The organism is Amycolatopsis orientalis DSM 40040 = KCTC 9412, assembly GCF_000478275.1.
Lineage (GTDB): Bacteria > Actinomycetota > Actinomycetes > Mycobacteriales > Pseudonocardiaceae > Amycolatopsis > Amycolatopsis orientalis.
Genome location: NZ_ASJB01000069.1, coordinates 88,815 through 104,971, shown reverse-complemented (window position 1 = coordinate 104,971; position 16,157 = coordinate 88,815). Strand labels below are relative to the sequence as shown.

The window sequence follows — 16,157 nt, the reverse complement described above, 5'->3', positions numbered from 1 at the left end:
GACCGGCGAGGCTCAGGAGCCCCAGTCCGTGAGCCGCGGCCACACCGTCCCCCATGTTCCTTTCAGGCCGGTGGCCAGCCAGATCTTCATACCCTGACTCGCGTTCGGGATCCCGGCCCGGTTGTCGAGCGTGCCGACCTCGCGCAGTCGCGTGAAGTACGGCACAAGCGACGACGGGTCGTTCCCGACGAACAGGACGTCGCGTGCCGAGTCCTGCGGCCTCGGCAACGTGGCATAGCCGCGGTTGGGGCTCGACGGCGACGGGAGTCCCAGTTCCGGTCCATAGTGGTCGATGGCGCTGGCCTGCCAGTACCTCGCCGCGACGATGCCGGTGTGTGCCGGATCGGGTACGGCGCGGTACGCCTGCGCCACCGATTCCGTGATCTCCCGCCAGCCGATCTCCTCGGTCGCGAAGACCGGCCGTGCCCAGACCGGGGTGCTCGCCACCGACGACTGCGGAAGGACCGGGAGTCTCAGCGGGACCGTGATCAGCGCGGCCAGGACGAACACCGGCCAGGTGGCGATCCAGCGCCAGTACTTCGACGCCTGGCCCGCTTCGAGCTCCACCGCGGCGGCGGCGAACAGCGGGGCGAACATCCCGGCCGCGTAGTAGTAGCGGCCGTTCACCAGCAGGAACACCACGAGCACGCCGAGCGCGGTCCACCCCAGGAACCGGTACGGCCGCAGGCGTCCGGATCGCATCAGCCGCCACAGCCCGTAACAGATGAGGAACATGCCCACGGGGATGCCCGCGCTCAACACCAGCGTCGGCACGAAGGTGACCCGCCCGCCCCACTCCGACGAGACCTCCTCGGAGATCGCCGCTCCCATGCTCAGCTGGGGCCACCCGTTCGCGGCCTGCCAGACGAGCGTGGGCGCGATCATCACGGCGGCGATCACCGCGCCGCCCCAGAACGCCGGACGGCGGAAGAGGTCGCGGGGCCCGCAGACGGCGACGGCCATCGGCGCGACGATCCAGAACGCGCCGATGAGGAATTTCGTGTTCAGCGCGAGCCCGGTCACCACGCCGCCCCACAGCAGGAGCCCGTCCGCGCGGGTCCGCACCCACCGGACGAGCAGCCAGCTCAGCAGCGTCCACAGGAACGGGTCGATGGTGCTGGTCGCCAGATAGTGCCCGCCGCCGAGCATCTGGGTGGACAGCGCGAAGGTGGCCGCCGAGATCGCCTGTGCCCGGCGGCCACCGCCGAGTTCCCTGGCGATCAACGCGGTCAGCACGACACTGGCGACCATCGCCAGCATCGCCGGGATCCGCAGGACGAACGGCGAGTCGGCGCCGAACGCGTCCATCAGGCGCGCCAGGAGCGGCACGAGCGGCGGCTGGTCGGCATACCCCCAGTCCAGATGCCGGCCGGCCGCCAGGAAGTACAACTCGTCGCCGAAGTAGCCATAGCGCCCGGCCGTCGCCGCGAGCACCGCCCCCATCGCACCGGCGATCGCCAGCACCGGTGTCCGCGCGAACGGCGCGATCCCCGGCTGTTCCCCTTCGCCGTACCGTTCCCGGAGTTCCCCGGTCTCGGCGACCATGGACATCCGCCCCTCTCGCTCGGTTCCGCTCGTGATCGAGAATCCCGTACCGGGGCGGCGCGGTGAATCCTTCGGCCGGACGGGAGTCGCTCAACCGGGAGGATGGGGCGGGTCAACCGATCGATGGACCCGGAGCGGTCAGTGCCGTCGCCAGCCGAGCGTGACGTCCTTTGTGGACAGCCAACCACGCAGGTCGTGACCGTGCGAGGCCAGCCCGTCCACGGTCGTGTGACTGATGCCGAGCGCGCGTTCGCCGTCGGCGGGGGAGAGCAGCCCGGCGGTGACGGCGGCGAGGAGTTCGTCGGCGTCGATCACCTGGACGGATTTCTTGTCCCGCAGGACGAGGTCGAGATAGAGGTCGGTGACGATCCAGACGCCGTCTTCGCGGCGGATGTCGACGACGTCGAGGTAGAAGTCCTGATCGCGTTCGTGTCCGGCGTTGAACCAGAAGTCGGTGATCCGCAGGCCGAGGTCCGGCAGCAGCCAGGATTCGAGGTAGTGGAACTGTGTCCGCCCAGGCGTCGGCCGCGCCATGTAGAGGCCGAAGGGCTCTTCGCGGTATTCCTCGACGTCCCTCACGATGCCCTTGGGGTCCGTGTTGGTCTTCGTGGCCGGATCGAAGTACTCGACTTTGGGCGGATGCGGCGCGGTCATGGGCCCATCTTGGAAGGCCCCGGCGTCCGCGAACACCGCCCAACCGGGTGGACGATCACGTTTTCCCGGTTTCCCCGGAGCAAGCCGCCATCGCCGGATAGGGTGCGCTGGTTCCGCCGTAGGGGTGAGTGGGAGACGACGCATGTTCGGGATCATCAGGCCTTGCCGGCACCGGCTTTCCGCAGGTCTGCACGCGGATTGGCTCGCCCATCTCTGCGGTCTCTGCCTGACTTTGCGCGACGAACACGGACATCTCGCCCGAATGGTCACGAACTACGACGGCTTGATCATCTCCGCGCTCGTCGAAGCGCAGTCGCCGCGCGCGGAGGGACGGCGCGACGCCGGCCCTTGCGCGCTTCGGGCGATGAAGGGGACATCGGTGGCGCAGGGTGGCGGTGCCCAGCTCGCGGCGGCGGTCTCCCTGGTGCTGGCGTCGGCCAAGATCAGTGACCACGTCGAGGACCGCGACGGGGCCTTCGCGCGGCGGTCCGTCGCCGTCGCGGCGAAGCGGATGGCGACGCGCTGGGCGGATCAGGGCGGCCGGACCGGTACGCGGATCGGGTTCGACACCGCGGTCCTGACCGAGGCCGTCGACCGCCAGGGCGAGATCGAACGTGCCGTCCGCCTGGGTGATTCGGCCTTGCTGGCCACCGAACCCGCCGAACTGGCGACCGCGGCCGCGTTCGCGCACACCGCCGTGCTGGCCGGTCATCCGGAGAACGCGGCGCCACTGGCCGAGGCCGGGCGCCTGTTCGGCCGGGCCGCGCATCTGCTCGACGCCGTCGAAGACCTCGCCGAAGACGAGGCCGCCGGCGCGTGGAACCCATTGACGGCCACCGGCACCGGCCTCGCCGAGGCGCGACGGCTGTGCGACGACGCCGTGCTCGGCGTCGAACTGGCCCTTCGCGAGGTGAGGTTCGTCCAGTCCACGCTGGTGCACGCCCTGCTGGTGCACGAACTGCGCCAGGCGGTGCGGCGCGCCTTCGGGCACAGCCTCCTCGGACCCGCGCACGGACACGGTCACGGGCCGCAGCAGCCGCCTCCGGGCTGGATCGGGCCGGGGCCGCGGCCGCAGCAGCACCCCCATCAGCCCTATCCGCAGCAGTCCTACCCTCAGCAGCCCTTTCCGCAACAGCAGTACCCGCAGGGCGGGCACCAGCCGCCGCCTCCGCCGCCGGGTGCCCCGGGTGGTGGCGGCCCGCCCCAGGAGCCGCCGAAGAAGAAGGGGCGACGCGGCGGCGGCGTGCCGATCGACGGTCAGGGCGGCGGCTGCTGGGTGCCGAAGTTCCGGGTCCCGCCCCGGCCGCGGAACTTCTTCTTCGGCTGCGCCGTGGCCACCTACATGTGCTGTTCGTGCCAGTTCTGCTGCCGCGACCCGTTCCCCGGCCCGTGGAGCGGGAAGCCGAGGGAAGCCTGCGCGAACAACTGCGACGGTTGTGACTGCTGTGATTGCTGTTCCTGTTGTGACTGTTCGTGCTGACCTCGTGAGTGGTAATGACGGTTAGAACCGTCATTACCGCTCACGAGCACGCTGAGCGGAAACTGTCGGACCTTGCGCCTACTCTGGTTCCCGTGGCTTTCGCATCCGAACACCCCGTACTCGCCCAGTCGGACTTCCGCCCCGTCACCGAGATCCCCCGGACCGGTGGCCGGTTCGAGGTGGTCAGCGAGTACAAGCCAGCCGGCGACCAGCCGGCGGCCATCGACGAGCTCGAACGGCGGATCAACGCGGGCGAGAAGGACGTCGTGCTGCTGGGCGCCACCGGTACCGGTAAGTCGGCGACCACGGCCTGGCTGATCGAGCGCGTCCAGCGCCCGACGCTGGTGATGGCGCCGAACAAGACGCTCGCCGCCCAGCTGGCGAACGAGCTGAGGGAGTTGTTCCCGCACAACGCGGTCGAGTACTTCGTCAGTTACTACGACTACTACCAGCCCGAGGCGTACATCGCCCAGACGGACACCTACATCGAGAAGGACTCGTCGATCAACGACGACGTCGAGCGGCTGCGGCACTCGGCGACGATGAACCTGCTGTCGCGGCGCGACGTCATCGTGGTCGCGAGTGTGTCGTGCATCTACGGCCTCGGCACGCCGCAGTCGTACCTCGACCGGTCGACGAAGCTGAAGGTCGGCGAGCAGCTGGACCGCGACGTCTTCCTCCGCGCACTGGTGGACGTGCAGTACACCCGCAACGACATCGCCTTCGCCCGCGGCACCTTCCGCGCCAGGGGCGACACGGTCGAGATCATCCCGGCGTACGAGGAGCTGGCGATCCGCGTCGAGTTCTTCGGTGACGAGATCGAGAAGCTGTACTACCTGCACCCGCTCACCGGCGACATCGTGAAAGAGGTCGACGAGGTCCGCATCTTCCCGGCCACGCACTACGTCGCGGGCCCGGAGCGGATGGAGAAGGCCATCCACGGTATCGAGGCCGAACTGGAGCAGCGCCTGGCCGAGCTGGAGAAGCAGGGCAAGCTCCTCGAAGCCCAGCGGCTGCGGATGCGCACCGCGTACGACATCGAGATGATGCGCCAGGTCGGGTTCTGCTCCGGCATCGAGAACTACTCGCGGCATATCGACGGTCGCGAAGCAGGCTCCGCGCCCGCCACCCTGATCGACTACTTCCCGGAAGACTTCCTGCTGGTCATCGACGAGTCGCACCAGACGGTCCCGCAGATCGGCGGCATGTTCGAAGGCGACATGTCGCGGAAGCGGAACCTGGTCGAGTTCGGTTTCCGGCTGCCCAGCGCGGTCGACAACCGGCCGCTGACCTGGGAGGAGTTCAGCGACCGGATCGGGCAGACGGTGTACCTGTCGGCGACGCCGGGCCCGTACGAGATGGGCCAGGCGGGCGGCGAGTTCGTCGAGCAGGTCATCCGGCCGACCGGCCTGGTCGACCCGAAGGTGGTCGTGAAGCCGACCGAGGGCCAGATCGACGACCTGGTGCACGAGATCCGCGAGCGGGCCGAGAAGGACGAGCGCGTCCTGGTCACCACGCTCACGAAGAAGATGTCCGAGGACCTCACCGACTATCTGCTGGAACTCGGCATCCGGGTGCGGTACCTGCACTCCGAGGTCGACACCCTCCGCCGGATCGAGTTGCTGCGGCAGCTGCGGGCGGGCGATTTCGACGTGCTGGTCGGGATCAACCTGCTCCGTGAGGGACTCGACCTGCCCGAGGTCTCGCTGGTCGCGATCCTCGACGCGGACAAGGAGGGCTTCCTCCGCAGTGGTACCTCGCTGATCCAGACGATCGGCCGCGCGGCGCGAAACGTGTCGGGCGAGGTGCACATGTACGCGGACAAGATCACCGACTCGATGCAGCACGCCATCGACGAGACCGATCGCCGTCGTGCCAAGCAGGTCGCCTACAACGAGGAGCGCGGCGTCGACCCGCAGCCGCTGCGGAAGAAGATCGCCGACATCCTCGACCGGGTCTACAGCGAGGCCGAGGACTCGGAGGAGGTCGTCGCCGTCGGCGGTTCGGGCCGGAACGTGTCGAGGGGCAAGAAACCCGAGCAGGGCGACAGGGTGCGCAGCTCCGGGATGCTGACCGACAAGGACGTCTCCGGAATGCCCCGGGCCCAGCTGGCGGACCTCATCCAGCAGATGACCGACCAGATGATGCAGGCCGCGCGCGACCTGCAGTTCGAACTGGCCGCCCGGCTGCGGGACGAGGTCGCGGACCTGAAGAAGGAGCTGCGCGGCATGGACGCGGCCGGCATCAAGTAAGCACGCGTTTCGTCCTCTGGATGCGGTAGTTGCACGCGCAAGGAACGCAACCAGAGGACGAAACGCGGGGGCTCAGAGGCGCGGGCGCTCCAGCAACGTCAGGTCCGCGTCGAAGTCCGGGAACCCGGCGGGTACCGAACGTGTGGTGACGCCGGGCGAAACCGGCGGCAGGCCGGCCCAGCGACGTACGGTGTTCGTCGCTTCGGCAGCCTGGGCGGCCGGAAGCTGGGCGATCCGGGCACCGTGGTTCCCGCCCGCCACGGTGTAGCTGTAGGAGTCCTTCGTGCCGAAGCCCAGACGGAACGGCTCGGCGCCCCACGGGTCGTTCCCGCCGTAGACGAACAGCAGCCGCTTGCCCTGCGACTTCACCCAGAAGTCGATGTCCGGCATGGCCAGGTGGTCGAACCGGGGGATGTCGACCGACTTCGGCACGAACGTCCGCGCCGCGTTCCGGCCCGGGTACCGCAGAAGATCCCGCAGGTAGCCCTCGTAGGACTCCGGGGCGCCGAGCTGGTACGCCGCCTGGAAGTAGTACGGGACATAGCGTTCGAGGTTCTGGTCGGAATACGTGTTGAGGCTTTCGACGCGCTCGAACCAGGCGAAGACCGCGGCCGCCGGCGCGCCCGGCTTCGGCACCGTCGCGCAGTCCGCCTGCTTCTGGTACTGCCAGAACGCGAAGTACGAATCGATGACCGAGATCTCCAGCGAGACGTCGGCCGAGCCGACGGTCGTGAACGTGTAACCGTTCTTGACCGCGTCGGCCTCGGCGAGCGCCACGAACTCGGAACGCCGCGTGAGCACGTCGCGCTGGACGGCCTTCAGCGCCGAGCGGCAGGCGGGGTCGTCGCCGACGTTCGCCAGGAACCGGTTGTAGCGGTCGTGCGAGTCGATGACGTCGTTGGGTGCGACGTAGGGGATCGTCGCGTCGACGTCGTTCGGGAAGAACCTACGGAAGTAGGTCGCCGTCATGCCGCCCTTGCTGCCGCCGGTCGCCAGCCACTTGCCCGGATAGATCCGCTTGAACGCCTCGACGGCGCGGTGCTGGTCGGCCGCCGCCTGCCAGATCGTCAGCTGCTTGCCCCAGTCCGGCCGGTCCGGCCGCGAGGGGGTGAAGAACCGGTACTCCATCGACAGCTGGTTGCCGTCGACGATCTGCGTCGGCTCGGAGCGGTTGGCCGATTCGGACACGTTGTACCCGCTCGTGTACACCACGGTCGGCGAGCGGAATTCCTTGTGCAGCAAGGTGTATCGCTGTTGGAAGGTACCGGCGTCCGGCCTGCGGTGGTCGACGGGCTGGGTGTAGGTGAGCTTGAAGAACCGGTAGCCGGTCGGCGCCGGATTCTCCGAGACGACGGTCAGCCCGGGTATCCGCCCGAGCGCGTCCTTGATGTCCTCCGGTGCCGCCTGCGCGGCCGGGGTCAGCCCGGCCAGTGCGAGCACGGTGATCGCCAGAACCGACCACGCCGCCGTGAGCTTCCGCATCGATGCCCTCCCCATCGCCGACCTTCGAGCGGTCGGATACTCACAGAGTCCCCGCCGGTGGGCAATCGGCTATCCGGTCGAGCCCGTGCTCAGGCCTGCCCGCGGAGCACCCTGTCGACGTAGGCCTTGATGGCCGCGAGCGCCTCGGGGGAACTCCACAGTTCGAGGACGTGGGCGTCGTCGCCGGTGCGGTGTTCGGCGATCCGCTCGTGGAACGGCCGGTGCAGCTGGGCCTTCGTGTGCGCGTACGCGGCCGCGGGGATCTCGGCGAGCTTCTTGGCCAGCTCGACCGCTCGCGGCAGCACGGTCTCCGGCGCGGTCACCTCGTCCACCAGGCCGAGCCGGAGCGCGTCGTCGGGCAGGTGGGTTTCGCCGAGGAACGCCAGCTCACCGAGGATGTCGGCGCCGAAGCCGGAGCGCAGGATCTCCAGCGCCGCCAACGGGAACGGGACGCCGACGAGCAGTTCGGTGATCCCGATCCGGCTCGGGCCCGAGGCGAGGATCCGGCGGTCGCAGGCGGCGGCGAGCACCGCCCCGCCGGCGATCGCGTGGCCGTTGAGGGCCGCGACCACCGGACCGGGGAAGCCGAACACCGAAAGGAACGCGTCCGACAGCGCGGGCAGGAAGTCCTCGATGTAACCGGCACCGCCGTCATGCACCCGGCGCAGGTCGACGCCCGCCGAAAAGATGCTTCCCGAGCCTGTCAGCACGACGCCGCGATAGCCGCCGAGCTGGACGTCTTCGAGCCGGACGATCAGTTCCTGGCAGAACTCGGTGTCGAGGGTGTTCGCCTTGCCGTGCTGAAGGGTGACGACGGCGATCCCGCCTTCGTCGTCCACGCGGATCGAGGAGGTGGCCATGAGCCCGACCGTACCCGAGCCGGCGGACCTCTACAGTGGACCGCTCAGTCGGCTCAGTCGGCCAGGCGCACGGTGACAGTGGGGCTGAAGGACCGCTTGCGGTTCCAGCCGGTCTCGGCGCCGATGCTCAGCTGGATGGCCCGGTCGGCGGGCGCCCAGTAGCCGGTGCGGACGAAGTACGCGTCCATGGCGCACAGCCTGCTGCAGGACTTGCGGTTGCAGATGGTCTCCCAGCCCCATTGCCTGCCGCTCTCCTCGACGCCGTTGCGCCGGACGAACAGATGGGGGTTGCCGATGTCGCGGCAGTAGGCGCTGCCCTCGGAGATGTAGAGGACGCCGTCGATCTTGTAGAACCGCTTGTTGTCGAGAAGTGTCACCTGACCCGAGACGGCGAATCCGACTCGCCCGCCCTTGCCGGAGCTCATGGTCCAATCAAGAGCGAATTCCTGGACCGGGATCTCGATCGACTGGGTCATGGTGACATCCCCGCTTTCTTCTCGCGTCGGCACCTTCGCACTGAAGATAAGGATTTCCCGGAGGTCGTCGATGGTGAAGGGGAACTTTTCACCCAATGAGTCGATGATCCGGAAAACGATGTTCTCATGCGCATGAAACACCGATTACCGGCGCTAACGGGTGAAGGTCGCCACGGCCAGTGAAAACCGGGGCCCACCAGGGAAGAAGATTTCGTCTTCCCGGTGGACCCCGGTGTTTTTTCAGTGCGGAAACGCTCTCAGCTGGTGATGTCCTTCGTCGCGAATCGCCGACCGGCGAGCAGGAAGAACACGGTGCCGTACAACGCGGCCGACAGCATGCCGTTGGCCATGTTCGTCCAGTCGATATCGGTCGAGATCAGATCCATCCACGAGAAGGCGAAATGCGTCGGCAGGTAGTCCCGCAGCCCTTCCAGCGCGGTGATCTGGTCGAGGATCTGCGAAACGATCGCGACGATCACGGCGCCGCCGACGGCACCCAGCGGGGCGTCGGTGGCGACCGAGAGCAGCATCGCCAGCCCGGCCACCCACGCCAGCTGCAGGATGATGTAGATCGTCGCCAGCCCCATGGCCACGAGGCTGTCGCCGAAGGTCACCGCGTCCCCGGTCGGGCTGATCGCGTCGCCCGCGCCGTACCAGATGACTCCGACCGCCAGCGACACCAGCGGCAACAGGATCAGCGCGGCCGCCGAGAGGATGCCGGAGACGATCGCCTTCTGCCGCAGCACCCGGTGCCGGGGGACCGGCATCGCCAGCAGGTATTTCAGGCTCGACCACGACGCCTCGCTCGCGATCGTGTCGCCGTAGAACAGCGCCACGATCATCGGCAGCAGGAACGTCCCGGAGACGAACAGCGCGAGCACCACGAAGTTCGGCGCGCTCGCGGTGGCGAGGTCGACGAAACCGCCGCTGCGGCGGTTCGGGTTGGCCTGCCCGATCTCGAACGCGATCACCAGGATGAACGGCAGCAACGCGACGAACCCCAGCATGAACTGGGTCCGCCGCCGTTTGAGCTGCCGTTTCAGCTCGACGCCCAGCCGCAGTGTCCGGTCGGCGCGGTACCCGGCCACCGCCCCGTCCGGGCCGACCTCGGTCCGTTCGTGCGAAGCGACCTCGGTCAGCTCCAGTAGCGCGGCCGGGTCGGTGTGCACGCCATGATCCGCCCGGGTCACCGGGGAAGAACCATTGGTTTTACTCACCCTTCGAGTCCTCTCCGACCAGCTGCAGGAACGCGTCTTCCAGACGGCGCCTCGGCCCGGCCTGTTCGACCGCGACCCCGGCGCGCACGAGGGCTGCGACCGCCTCGGCGCGCGCGAGACCGTCGAGATCCGCGTGGACCAGTTCCCCGTCGACGTCGACGCCGGAAACGCCGCCGACCTTCCGCAGCGCTTCGGCCGCCTCGGCGGGCTTATCGACCCGGAAGGTCGCCTCACCACTGGACGCGGCCAGTTCGCCGACCTCACCCGAGGCGACCAGCATGCCGCGGTGCATCACGACCACGTGCGTACAGGTCTGCTCGACCTCGGCCAGCAGGTGGCTCGAAACCACCACGGTGCGCCCGGTCGCCGCGTAGCGCTGGAGCACCTCGCGCATCTGGTGGATCTGGGGCGGGTCGAGCCCGTTGGTCGGTTCGTCGAGCACCATGAGCTCCGGCAGGCCGAGCATCGCCTGCGCGATCGCGAGCCGCTGCCGCATCCCCTGGCTGTAGGTGCGGACCCGCCGGTTCACCGCGTCGCCGAGGCCGGCGATCTCCAGTGCCTCGGCGAAATGCGCCTTGTCCTTCGGGCGGCCCGTGCTCGCCCAGTACAGCTCCAGGTTCTCCTTGCCGGACAGGTGCGGCAGGAAACCCGAACCCTCCACAAAGGACCCGATCCGGGACAGCACCGGCGCGCCCGGCGCGATCAGATGGCCGAACACCCGGATGGTGCCCGCTGTCGGCGTGATGAGCCCCATCAGCATGCGCAGCGTCGTCGTCTTGCCCGCGCCGTTCGGTCCGAGCAGGCCGAGGACCTGACCGGGTTCGACCCGGAACGACAGATCCTTCACCGCGACGAATCCGCCCGCGTACGCCTTGCGCAGTCCTTCGATCACCAGCGGCGTCTTCGCCAGGCTCTCGTCGACGTCGTGGGCGCGGCGGCGGCGGAACGCGGCGATCACCGTGACCGCGACACCCGCGAGCAGCGTTCCGGCGATCCCGAGCAGCTGCGCCGTCGGCGCCCCCACCCCGACCGAAGTGCCGTGGACGACCGGGACGCCGAGCTGTCCGCCGTCGGCCAGTCCGATGCGGAACACCGCCGGCTCGACCGGGGTCGTGAACGACTGGTCCGTGGTGCCGACGACGAGCCGGAGCGTATGCCCGGCCTCCAGCGGCCGCACGATGCCCGGCAGGGTCACCGTCACCTCGACCGGGCTGCCGTCCGCGGGCAGGCCGGAGACCCGGAACGGGGCGACCGCGTTCGCCGGAAGCGCGCGCACGCCCTCGGAGTTGACGTCGTAGAGCTTCGCGAACAGGACGGCTTCCTTCTGCGGGGCGGCCCCGGAAGAGTTCGCCGCCGGATCGGCCGAAACCTGCAGCCGGACCGTGGACGAACCGGCCACGATGGTCTGCGCGTCGAGGGGCCGCGTCGTGAACTGCGCGGCCTGGCCGGGCGGGTCCACAGTGAACAGTCCGGACAGCCGGGAAGAACTGGCCACCGCCCCGTTCAGACCGGGGATGCCGCTCACCGCGGCGGGGTTGCCGCCGGCGGGCCGGACGACCGGCTGGGCCGGACCCTCCAGGGTGAACCGCCGTCGTTCGGTGGCGTCGCCGGTGGCGCCCGGGTACGCGGGTGCGGTGACCGTCCGGACCGACGGGGCGCCGTTGGCGCGCAGCGTGCCCTGGATGTCGTAGCTGAACCCGGTCCCGGGATCGGTGCCCTGCCCGGTGAGGGAGAACTTGAGGAAGTCGGCGATCGTCGCCCGCAGTTTCTGCCCGGGTTTCCCGCCGTCGTGGCCGCCGGTGTACCAGATCGTGCGGACCTTGCCGCCCGCCGCGGCGATCTGCCGGGCGGTCGCGTCGGACTGGTCCAGGCCGAACAGGGTGTCGCTTTCGCCCTGCACCAGCAGGGTCGGCACGGTGATCTTGTCCGTCACGGACGCGGGGGAGACGCGGCGGAGCAGGTCGATGGTGCGCGGGCTCGCCTTACCGGTGGTGGCGAGTTCGGTGTAGGCCTGGCAGACGTCGGCGGTGAACCGTCCACAAGGGTCGGCCGGGCCGCTCGGTGGCCGCTGGCCGTTCGGGCCGCCGAGTGGGAGGGACTGCGCCGCGGCGCCGGCCGCTCCCGCGCCCTGTGCCGCACCGGATTCGCTCGTCTCGTCACCGGCTTCGGGCGCGTCGTTGGCGGGAGAGCCACTCTGCGCCGCGCCGGAACCGGCGGAGAAGAAGATGCCGGCCCAGGACTTCTTGAAGACGCCGTTCGCGGTGAACGCGCCCGCGGCCGGAGTGGTGGCGGCCGGGGCCGCCGTCGAGGCCGCGTTCGGGAAAAGGCCTTGCGCGAGGTCGTTGTAAGTGATCACCGGCGCGATCGCGTCGACCCGCTTGTCGGTCCCGGCGAGCAGCAGGGACAGCGCGCCGCCGTACGAGGCGCCGGACGCGGCCACCTTCGGATCGCCGTTCTCGCTGAGCACTTCCGGCCTCGTGGCGAGGTGGTCGATCAGCTTCCGGGCGTCGGAGACCTCGCGGTCGGGGTCGTTCAGCGCGATCTTCCCGGTGCTGCGGCCGAAGCCGCGGGCGGACCAGGCGAGCACGACGAAACCCTTGTCGGCGAGTTCGCGGGCTTCGGTGGCGACACTGTTCTTGTCGCCGCCGAAACCGTGGGCGAGCAGGACGGCCGGAGCCGGGGTCCGCTCGGGGACGTACATCGTCGTGTCGATCTTGACGACCTCCGGCGAACCCGGTGTTTCGGGCAGGTCGAGGGTCGCTTCCTGGGTTTTCACTGCGGACGGCGCGGGTTCGCTGGTCGTCCACACGACGGCCGCGGCGGCCAGGACCACCACGACCGCGGCGAGCGCGGTGAGCTTCGCGCCTCGCGTGCGAGGGAGCGGGATTCGGGGCACGGAATGACCGTATTTCACCGATGCTGAGAGTCGCTCGTCCGGCTCACGCGGACCACACAAGCGGGATCGGTGTGACGGGAGTTACGCCATCATCTTGGTGACAAGGGCAACCTTAACTGGCGTCATGCGTACAGACAGGTCAAACTGGACCAGCTGTGAGGGGAGTATTCCTTCGCGGCGGTGTCGTCAGCACGGTGGCCTTCGCAGGCCCCCGGCACCGTCGGCCGGTCTCGTACCGGCGGAAGAGACCTCCGGTTAGTTGCTGCTGTGCACTATCCGGAGGGTTGGTTAGATGTCTGTTCCCCTGTGGCTATGGATCGCCACGGTCGGCGGTCTGCTCGCGCTGATCGCACTCGACCTCGTCATCGTCGATCGCAAGCCGCATGAGGTCACCACCGGCGAAGCCGCCAGGTGGGTCATCTTCTACGTCGCGGTGGCCGTCGCCTTCGGTATCGGCGTCTGGGTCTTCGCCGGACACGACCCCGGGGTCCAGTTCTTCACCGGGTACATCACCGAGTACTCGCTGAGCGTCGACAACCTGTTCATCTTCATGATCATCATGACGTCGTTCAAGGTGCCCGCGATCCACCAGCACCGCGTGCTGCTGATCGGCATCCTGCTCGCGCTCGCCATGCGCAGTGTCTTCATCGCCGTGGGCGCCGCGCTGATCGCGCAGTTCGTCTGGGTCTTCTTCCTCTTCGGCGCGGTCCTCATCTGGACCGCGATCAGCATGGTCCGCAACAAGGACGAAGAAGAGGAATACGAGGAGAACGCGCTCACCCGCTGGGTGCGCAAGCTCTTCCCGGTCACCGAAGAGTGGCACGGGCACAAGTCCTTCGTGAAGAAGGACGGCAAGCGCTGGATCACCCCGATGTTCCTGGTGATCGTCGCGATCGGCAGCGCCGACCTGCTGTTCGCCGTCGACTCGATCCCGGCGATCTTCGGCATCACCCAGGAGGCGTTCCTGGTCTTCACCGCCAACGCGTTCGCGCTGATGGGCCTGCGCCAGCTGTACTTCCTGCTCGGCGGCCTGGTCACCAAGCTGGTGTACCTGTCCTACGGTCTCGCGGTGATCCTCGCCTTCATCGGCGCCAAGCTGTTCCTGCACGCGCTGCACGAGTACCACGTGGTGCCGGACTGGCTCGACATCAACAACTGGGTCTCCCTCGGTGTCATCGTCGTGGTCCTGACCGTGACGACGCTGGCCAGCCTCGCGAAGGCGAAGAAACTGGAAGCCGCCGAGCGGGAGTCGTCGATCAGTAGTTAGAACTGCTAAGGATCGGGTACCGTCGGGGCCGTGCGTCCCGTTGACATCGAAGCCCTGACGGTCCCCGGCACTCCCGCGCTGCGCGGAGACCTGCTGCTCACCGCCGTGAGCAGGCCTGATCTGAAGACGAACAGCTACCGCGGCGGCCTGCGCCGGGTCGACCTCGACGGCGGGGAAGGGCCCTGGACCCACGGGATCCGGGACTCCGCCCCCGCCATCTCCCCGGACGGCCGGTGGGTCGCCTTCCTCCGCGCGGGGGAGGGTTCCGGGCGCGAGGCCGCGCCGCAGGTGCACGTGATCGCCGCGACCGGGGGTGACGCGAAGCGGATCACCGATCTTCCCCTCGGCGCCGGTGCCCCGGTCTGGGCTCCCGATTCCCGCCGGATCGCCTTCGTCGCCCGTGTACCCGAGCCGGGCCGTTACGGCACGGAGAACGCGGACGGCGAAACCCCGGAACCGGGCGAAGAAGCACCGCGGCACATCACGAATCTCTTCTACCGGGTCGACGACGTCGGCTTCCTCAACGACCGTCCACAACGGCTGTTCGTCGTGGACGCCGTCGCCGCGCTGGACGAGCCCGCGCCCGCCGACCTCACTCCACTGACCGACGACCGTGCCGACGTCGAGCATCCTTCGTGGACGGTCGACGGTGAGTCCGTCCTGATCGTCGCGCCCCGTGACTGGGCCGCCGAAGACACCGTCCGCTCGGACGTCTACGCCGTCCCCGCCGAGGGCGGCGAACCGCGCCTCCTGGTCCGGACCCTGGGCACCGCGGCCAAACCGGCTTCCGCGCCGGACGGCTCGATCCTGTTCTACGGCACCGAATTCCCCGGCCTGGAAGAGGTCGCCCGCAACACCGGGCTCTGGCACGCGCCGTGGCCCGGCGGCGACGAACCGTCGCCCGCGCGGCGGCTGACCGACGTCGAATCGGTGGACTGCGACAGCGCGGCCGCCCCTCCGGTCGTCCTCGGTGACGAGGCGCTCGTCGTGGTCCGCAACCGCGGCGCCGCCGAACTGCGCGCCGTCCCGCTCGACGCCGACCTGGCGGAGCTGAAAACGTTGCGGTGCCTGGCGGGCGAATCCGCCGCGGTGAAGTCGTTCACCGTCGACGGTGAACGGATCGCCGCGGTGATCGGGACGCCGGAGAGTTCCGGCGACGTCGTGCTGCTGTCCGGAGTGGGCACCGCGTCGCCGCGCGTGCTCACCGACTACTCGAAGGCGTTGCGGGACACCGGGATCCGGCCGCTGGAGGAGCTGGACGCGACCGCGTCCGACGGCTATCCGGTGCACGGCTGGGTGGTCCGCCCCGAGGGCGAAGGGCCCCATCCCGTGGTCCTGATGGTCCACGGTGGACCGTTCGCGCCGTACGAATGGAAGGTCTTCGACGAGGCGCAGGTGCTCGCCGCGGCGGGCTACGCCGTCATCCTGGGGAATCCGCGCGGTTCCGCCGGCTACGGCGAGAGCCACGGCCGCAGCATCGTCAACGGCTTCGGCACCGTGGACGCGCTGGATCTCCTGACCCTGCTGGACGAAGCGCTGAAACTGGCCGATCTGGACGGCGACCGCGTCGGAGTCATGGGCGGCTCGTACGGCGGTTACATGACCAGCTGGCTCGCCGCGCACCACGGCGGCCGGTTCCGCGCCGCGTGGAGCGAGCGCGCGCTCAACGCCTTCGACTCGTTCACCGGCAGTTCGGACATCGGGTGGTTTTTCGCGGAGGGTTACGTCGGGGACGATCCCGACGAGCAGCGCAAGTGCAGTCCGCTGACCTACGCGGGGAAGATCGACATCCCGTTCATGGTCGTGCACTCGGAGCAGGACTGGCGGTGCCCGCTGGAGCAGGCGCAGCGGATGTACGTGGCGCTACGGCGGAACGGGGCTCCCGCGGAGTTCCTGCTGTTCCCGGGCGAAGGCCACGAACTCACCCGTTCGGGGAAGCCTCGGCACCGGGTGCAGCGGTTCGACGCGGTGCTGGAGTGGTGGGGCCGCCACCTCTGATCTCCGGGTCCACGAATGCCATGAAAGGTC

The 16,157-nt window shown here is 69.0% G+C and carries 11 protein-coding genes; 4 read left to right on the top strand and 7 right to left on the bottom strand.

Annotation, left to right across the window (positions count from 1 at the left end; translation table 11 throughout):
- Nucleotides 1-12: 12 nt before the first annotated feature.
- A complete protein-coding gene (locus L324_RS24770; RefSeq protein WP_037313667.1) occupies nt 13-1,545 on the bottom strand; it encodes an ArnT family glycosyltransferase in 1,533 nt (510 codons plus the stop codon).
- 138 nt (nt 1,546-1,683) lie between these two features.
- On the bottom strand, nt 1,684-2,199 hold the full coding sequence (locus tag L324_RS24765) for a ribonuclease FAU-1 family protein (protein ID WP_037313273.1): 516 nt from the start codon (nt 2,197-2,199) through the stop codon (nt 1,684-1,686).
- 142 nt (nt 2,200-2,341) lie between these two features.
- Here L324_RS24765 and L324_RS24760 point away from each other — a divergent pair, with 142 nt between their 5' ends.
- Both L324_RS24760 and uvrB read left to right on the top strand, forming a co-directional pair.
- Nucleotides 2,342-3,679 carry a DUF5685 family protein gene (locus L324_RS24760; protein ID WP_037313271.1) on the top strand — a complete coding sequence of 446 codons (1,338 nt, stop codon included), beginning with the start codon at nt 2,342-2,344 and terminating at the stop codon, nt 3,677-3,679.
- Between the two features lie 92 nt (nt 3,680-3,771).
- The gene (gene uvrB, locus L324_RS24755; RefSeq protein WP_037313268.1) at nt 3,772-5,931 is read left to right on the top strand and encodes an excinuclease ABC subunit UvrB; all 2,160 of its coding nucleotides are present in this window, start codon (nt 3,772-3,774) and stop codon (nt 5,929-5,931) included.
- 72 nt (nt 5,932-6,003) lie between these two features.
- Here the strand turns inward: uvrB and L324_RS24750 are convergent, their stop codons facing one another.
- The 5 genes from L324_RS24750 to L324_RS24730 all read right to left on the bottom strand — a co-directional run bounded on the left by L324_RS24750 (nt 6,004) and on the right by L324_RS24730 (nt 12,880).
- On the bottom strand, nt 6,004-7,413 hold the full coding sequence (locus L324_RS24750) for a S28 family serine protease (RefSeq protein WP_037313266.1): 1,410 nt from the start codon (nt 7,411-7,413) through the stop codon (nt 6,004-6,006).
- An 89-nt stretch (nt 7,414-7,502) separates the two neighbouring features.
- Nucleotides 7,503-8,273, bottom strand: coding sequence for an enoyl-CoA hydratase/isomerase family protein (locus L324_RS24745; RefSeq protein ID WP_037313264.1), 771 nt, complete (start codon nt 8,271-8,273; stop codon nt 7,503-7,505).
- Nucleotides 8,274-8,326: 53 nt separating this feature from the next.
- Nucleotides 8,327-8,749 carry a hypothetical protein gene (locus tag L324_RS24740; RefSeq protein ID WP_037313664.1) on the bottom strand — a complete coding sequence of 141 codons (423 nt, stop codon included), beginning with the start codon at nt 8,747-8,749 and terminating at the stop codon, nt 8,327-8,329.
- Nucleotides 8,750-9,006: 257 nt separating this feature from the next.
- Nucleotides 9,007-9,966, bottom strand: a complete 960-nt coding sequence (locus L324_RS24735) for an ABC transporter permease (protein ID WP_044851103.1) — start codon at nt 9,964-9,966, stop codon at nt 9,007-9,009.
- Nucleotides 9,959-12,880, bottom strand: a complete 2,922-nt coding sequence (locus L324_RS24730; RefSeq protein WP_081736456.1) for an alpha/beta fold hydrolase — start codon at nt 12,878-12,880, stop codon at nt 9,959-9,961. Before L324_RS24730 ends, L324_RS24735 begins: the two co-directional genes overlap by 8 nt.
- Before the next feature lie 274 nt (nt 12,881-13,154).
- Here L324_RS24730 and L324_RS24725 point away from each other — a divergent pair, with 274 nt between their 5' ends.
- On the top strand, nt 13,155-14,129 hold the full coding sequence (locus L324_RS24725) for a TerC family protein (RefSeq protein ID WP_037313260.1): 975 nt from the start codon (nt 13,155-13,157) through the stop codon (nt 14,127-14,129).
- A 30-nt stretch (nt 14,130-14,159) separates the two neighbouring features.
- Nucleotides 14,160-16,127, top strand: a complete 1,968-nt coding sequence (locus L324_RS24720) for a S9 family peptidase (RefSeq protein WP_037313258.1) — start codon at nt 14,160-14,162, stop codon at nt 16,125-16,127.
- Nucleotides 16,128-16,157: the final 30 nt, after the last annotated feature.

Coding starts and splice junctions, on each gene's coding strand:
- L324_RS24770 (WP_037313667.1), bottom strand. CDS start 1,545: ATGGTCGCCGAGACCGGGGAACTCCGGGAACGGTACGGCGAAGGGGAA.
- L324_RS24765 (WP_037313273.1), bottom strand. CDS start 2,199: ATGACCGCGCCGCATCCGCCCAAAGTCGAGTACTTCGATCCGGCCACG.
- L324_RS24760 (WP_037313271.1), top strand. CDS start 2,342: ATGTTCGGGATCATCAGGCCTTGCCGGCACCGGCTTTCCGCAGGTCTG.
- L324_RS24750 (WP_037313266.1), bottom strand. CDS start 7,413: ATGCGGAAGCTCACGGCGGCGTGGTCGGTTCTGGCGATCACCGTGCTC.
- L324_RS24745 (WP_037313264.1), bottom strand. CDS start 8,273: ATGGCCACCTCCTCGATCCGCGTGGACGACGAAGGCGGGATCGCCGTC.
- L324_RS24740 (WP_037313664.1), bottom strand. CDS start 8,749: ATGACCCAGTCGATCGAGATCCCGGTCCAGGAATTCGCTCTTGATTGG.
- L324_RS24725 (WP_037313260.1), top strand. CDS start 13,155: ATGTCTGTTCCCCTGTGGCTATGGATCGCCACGGTCGGCGGTCTGCTC.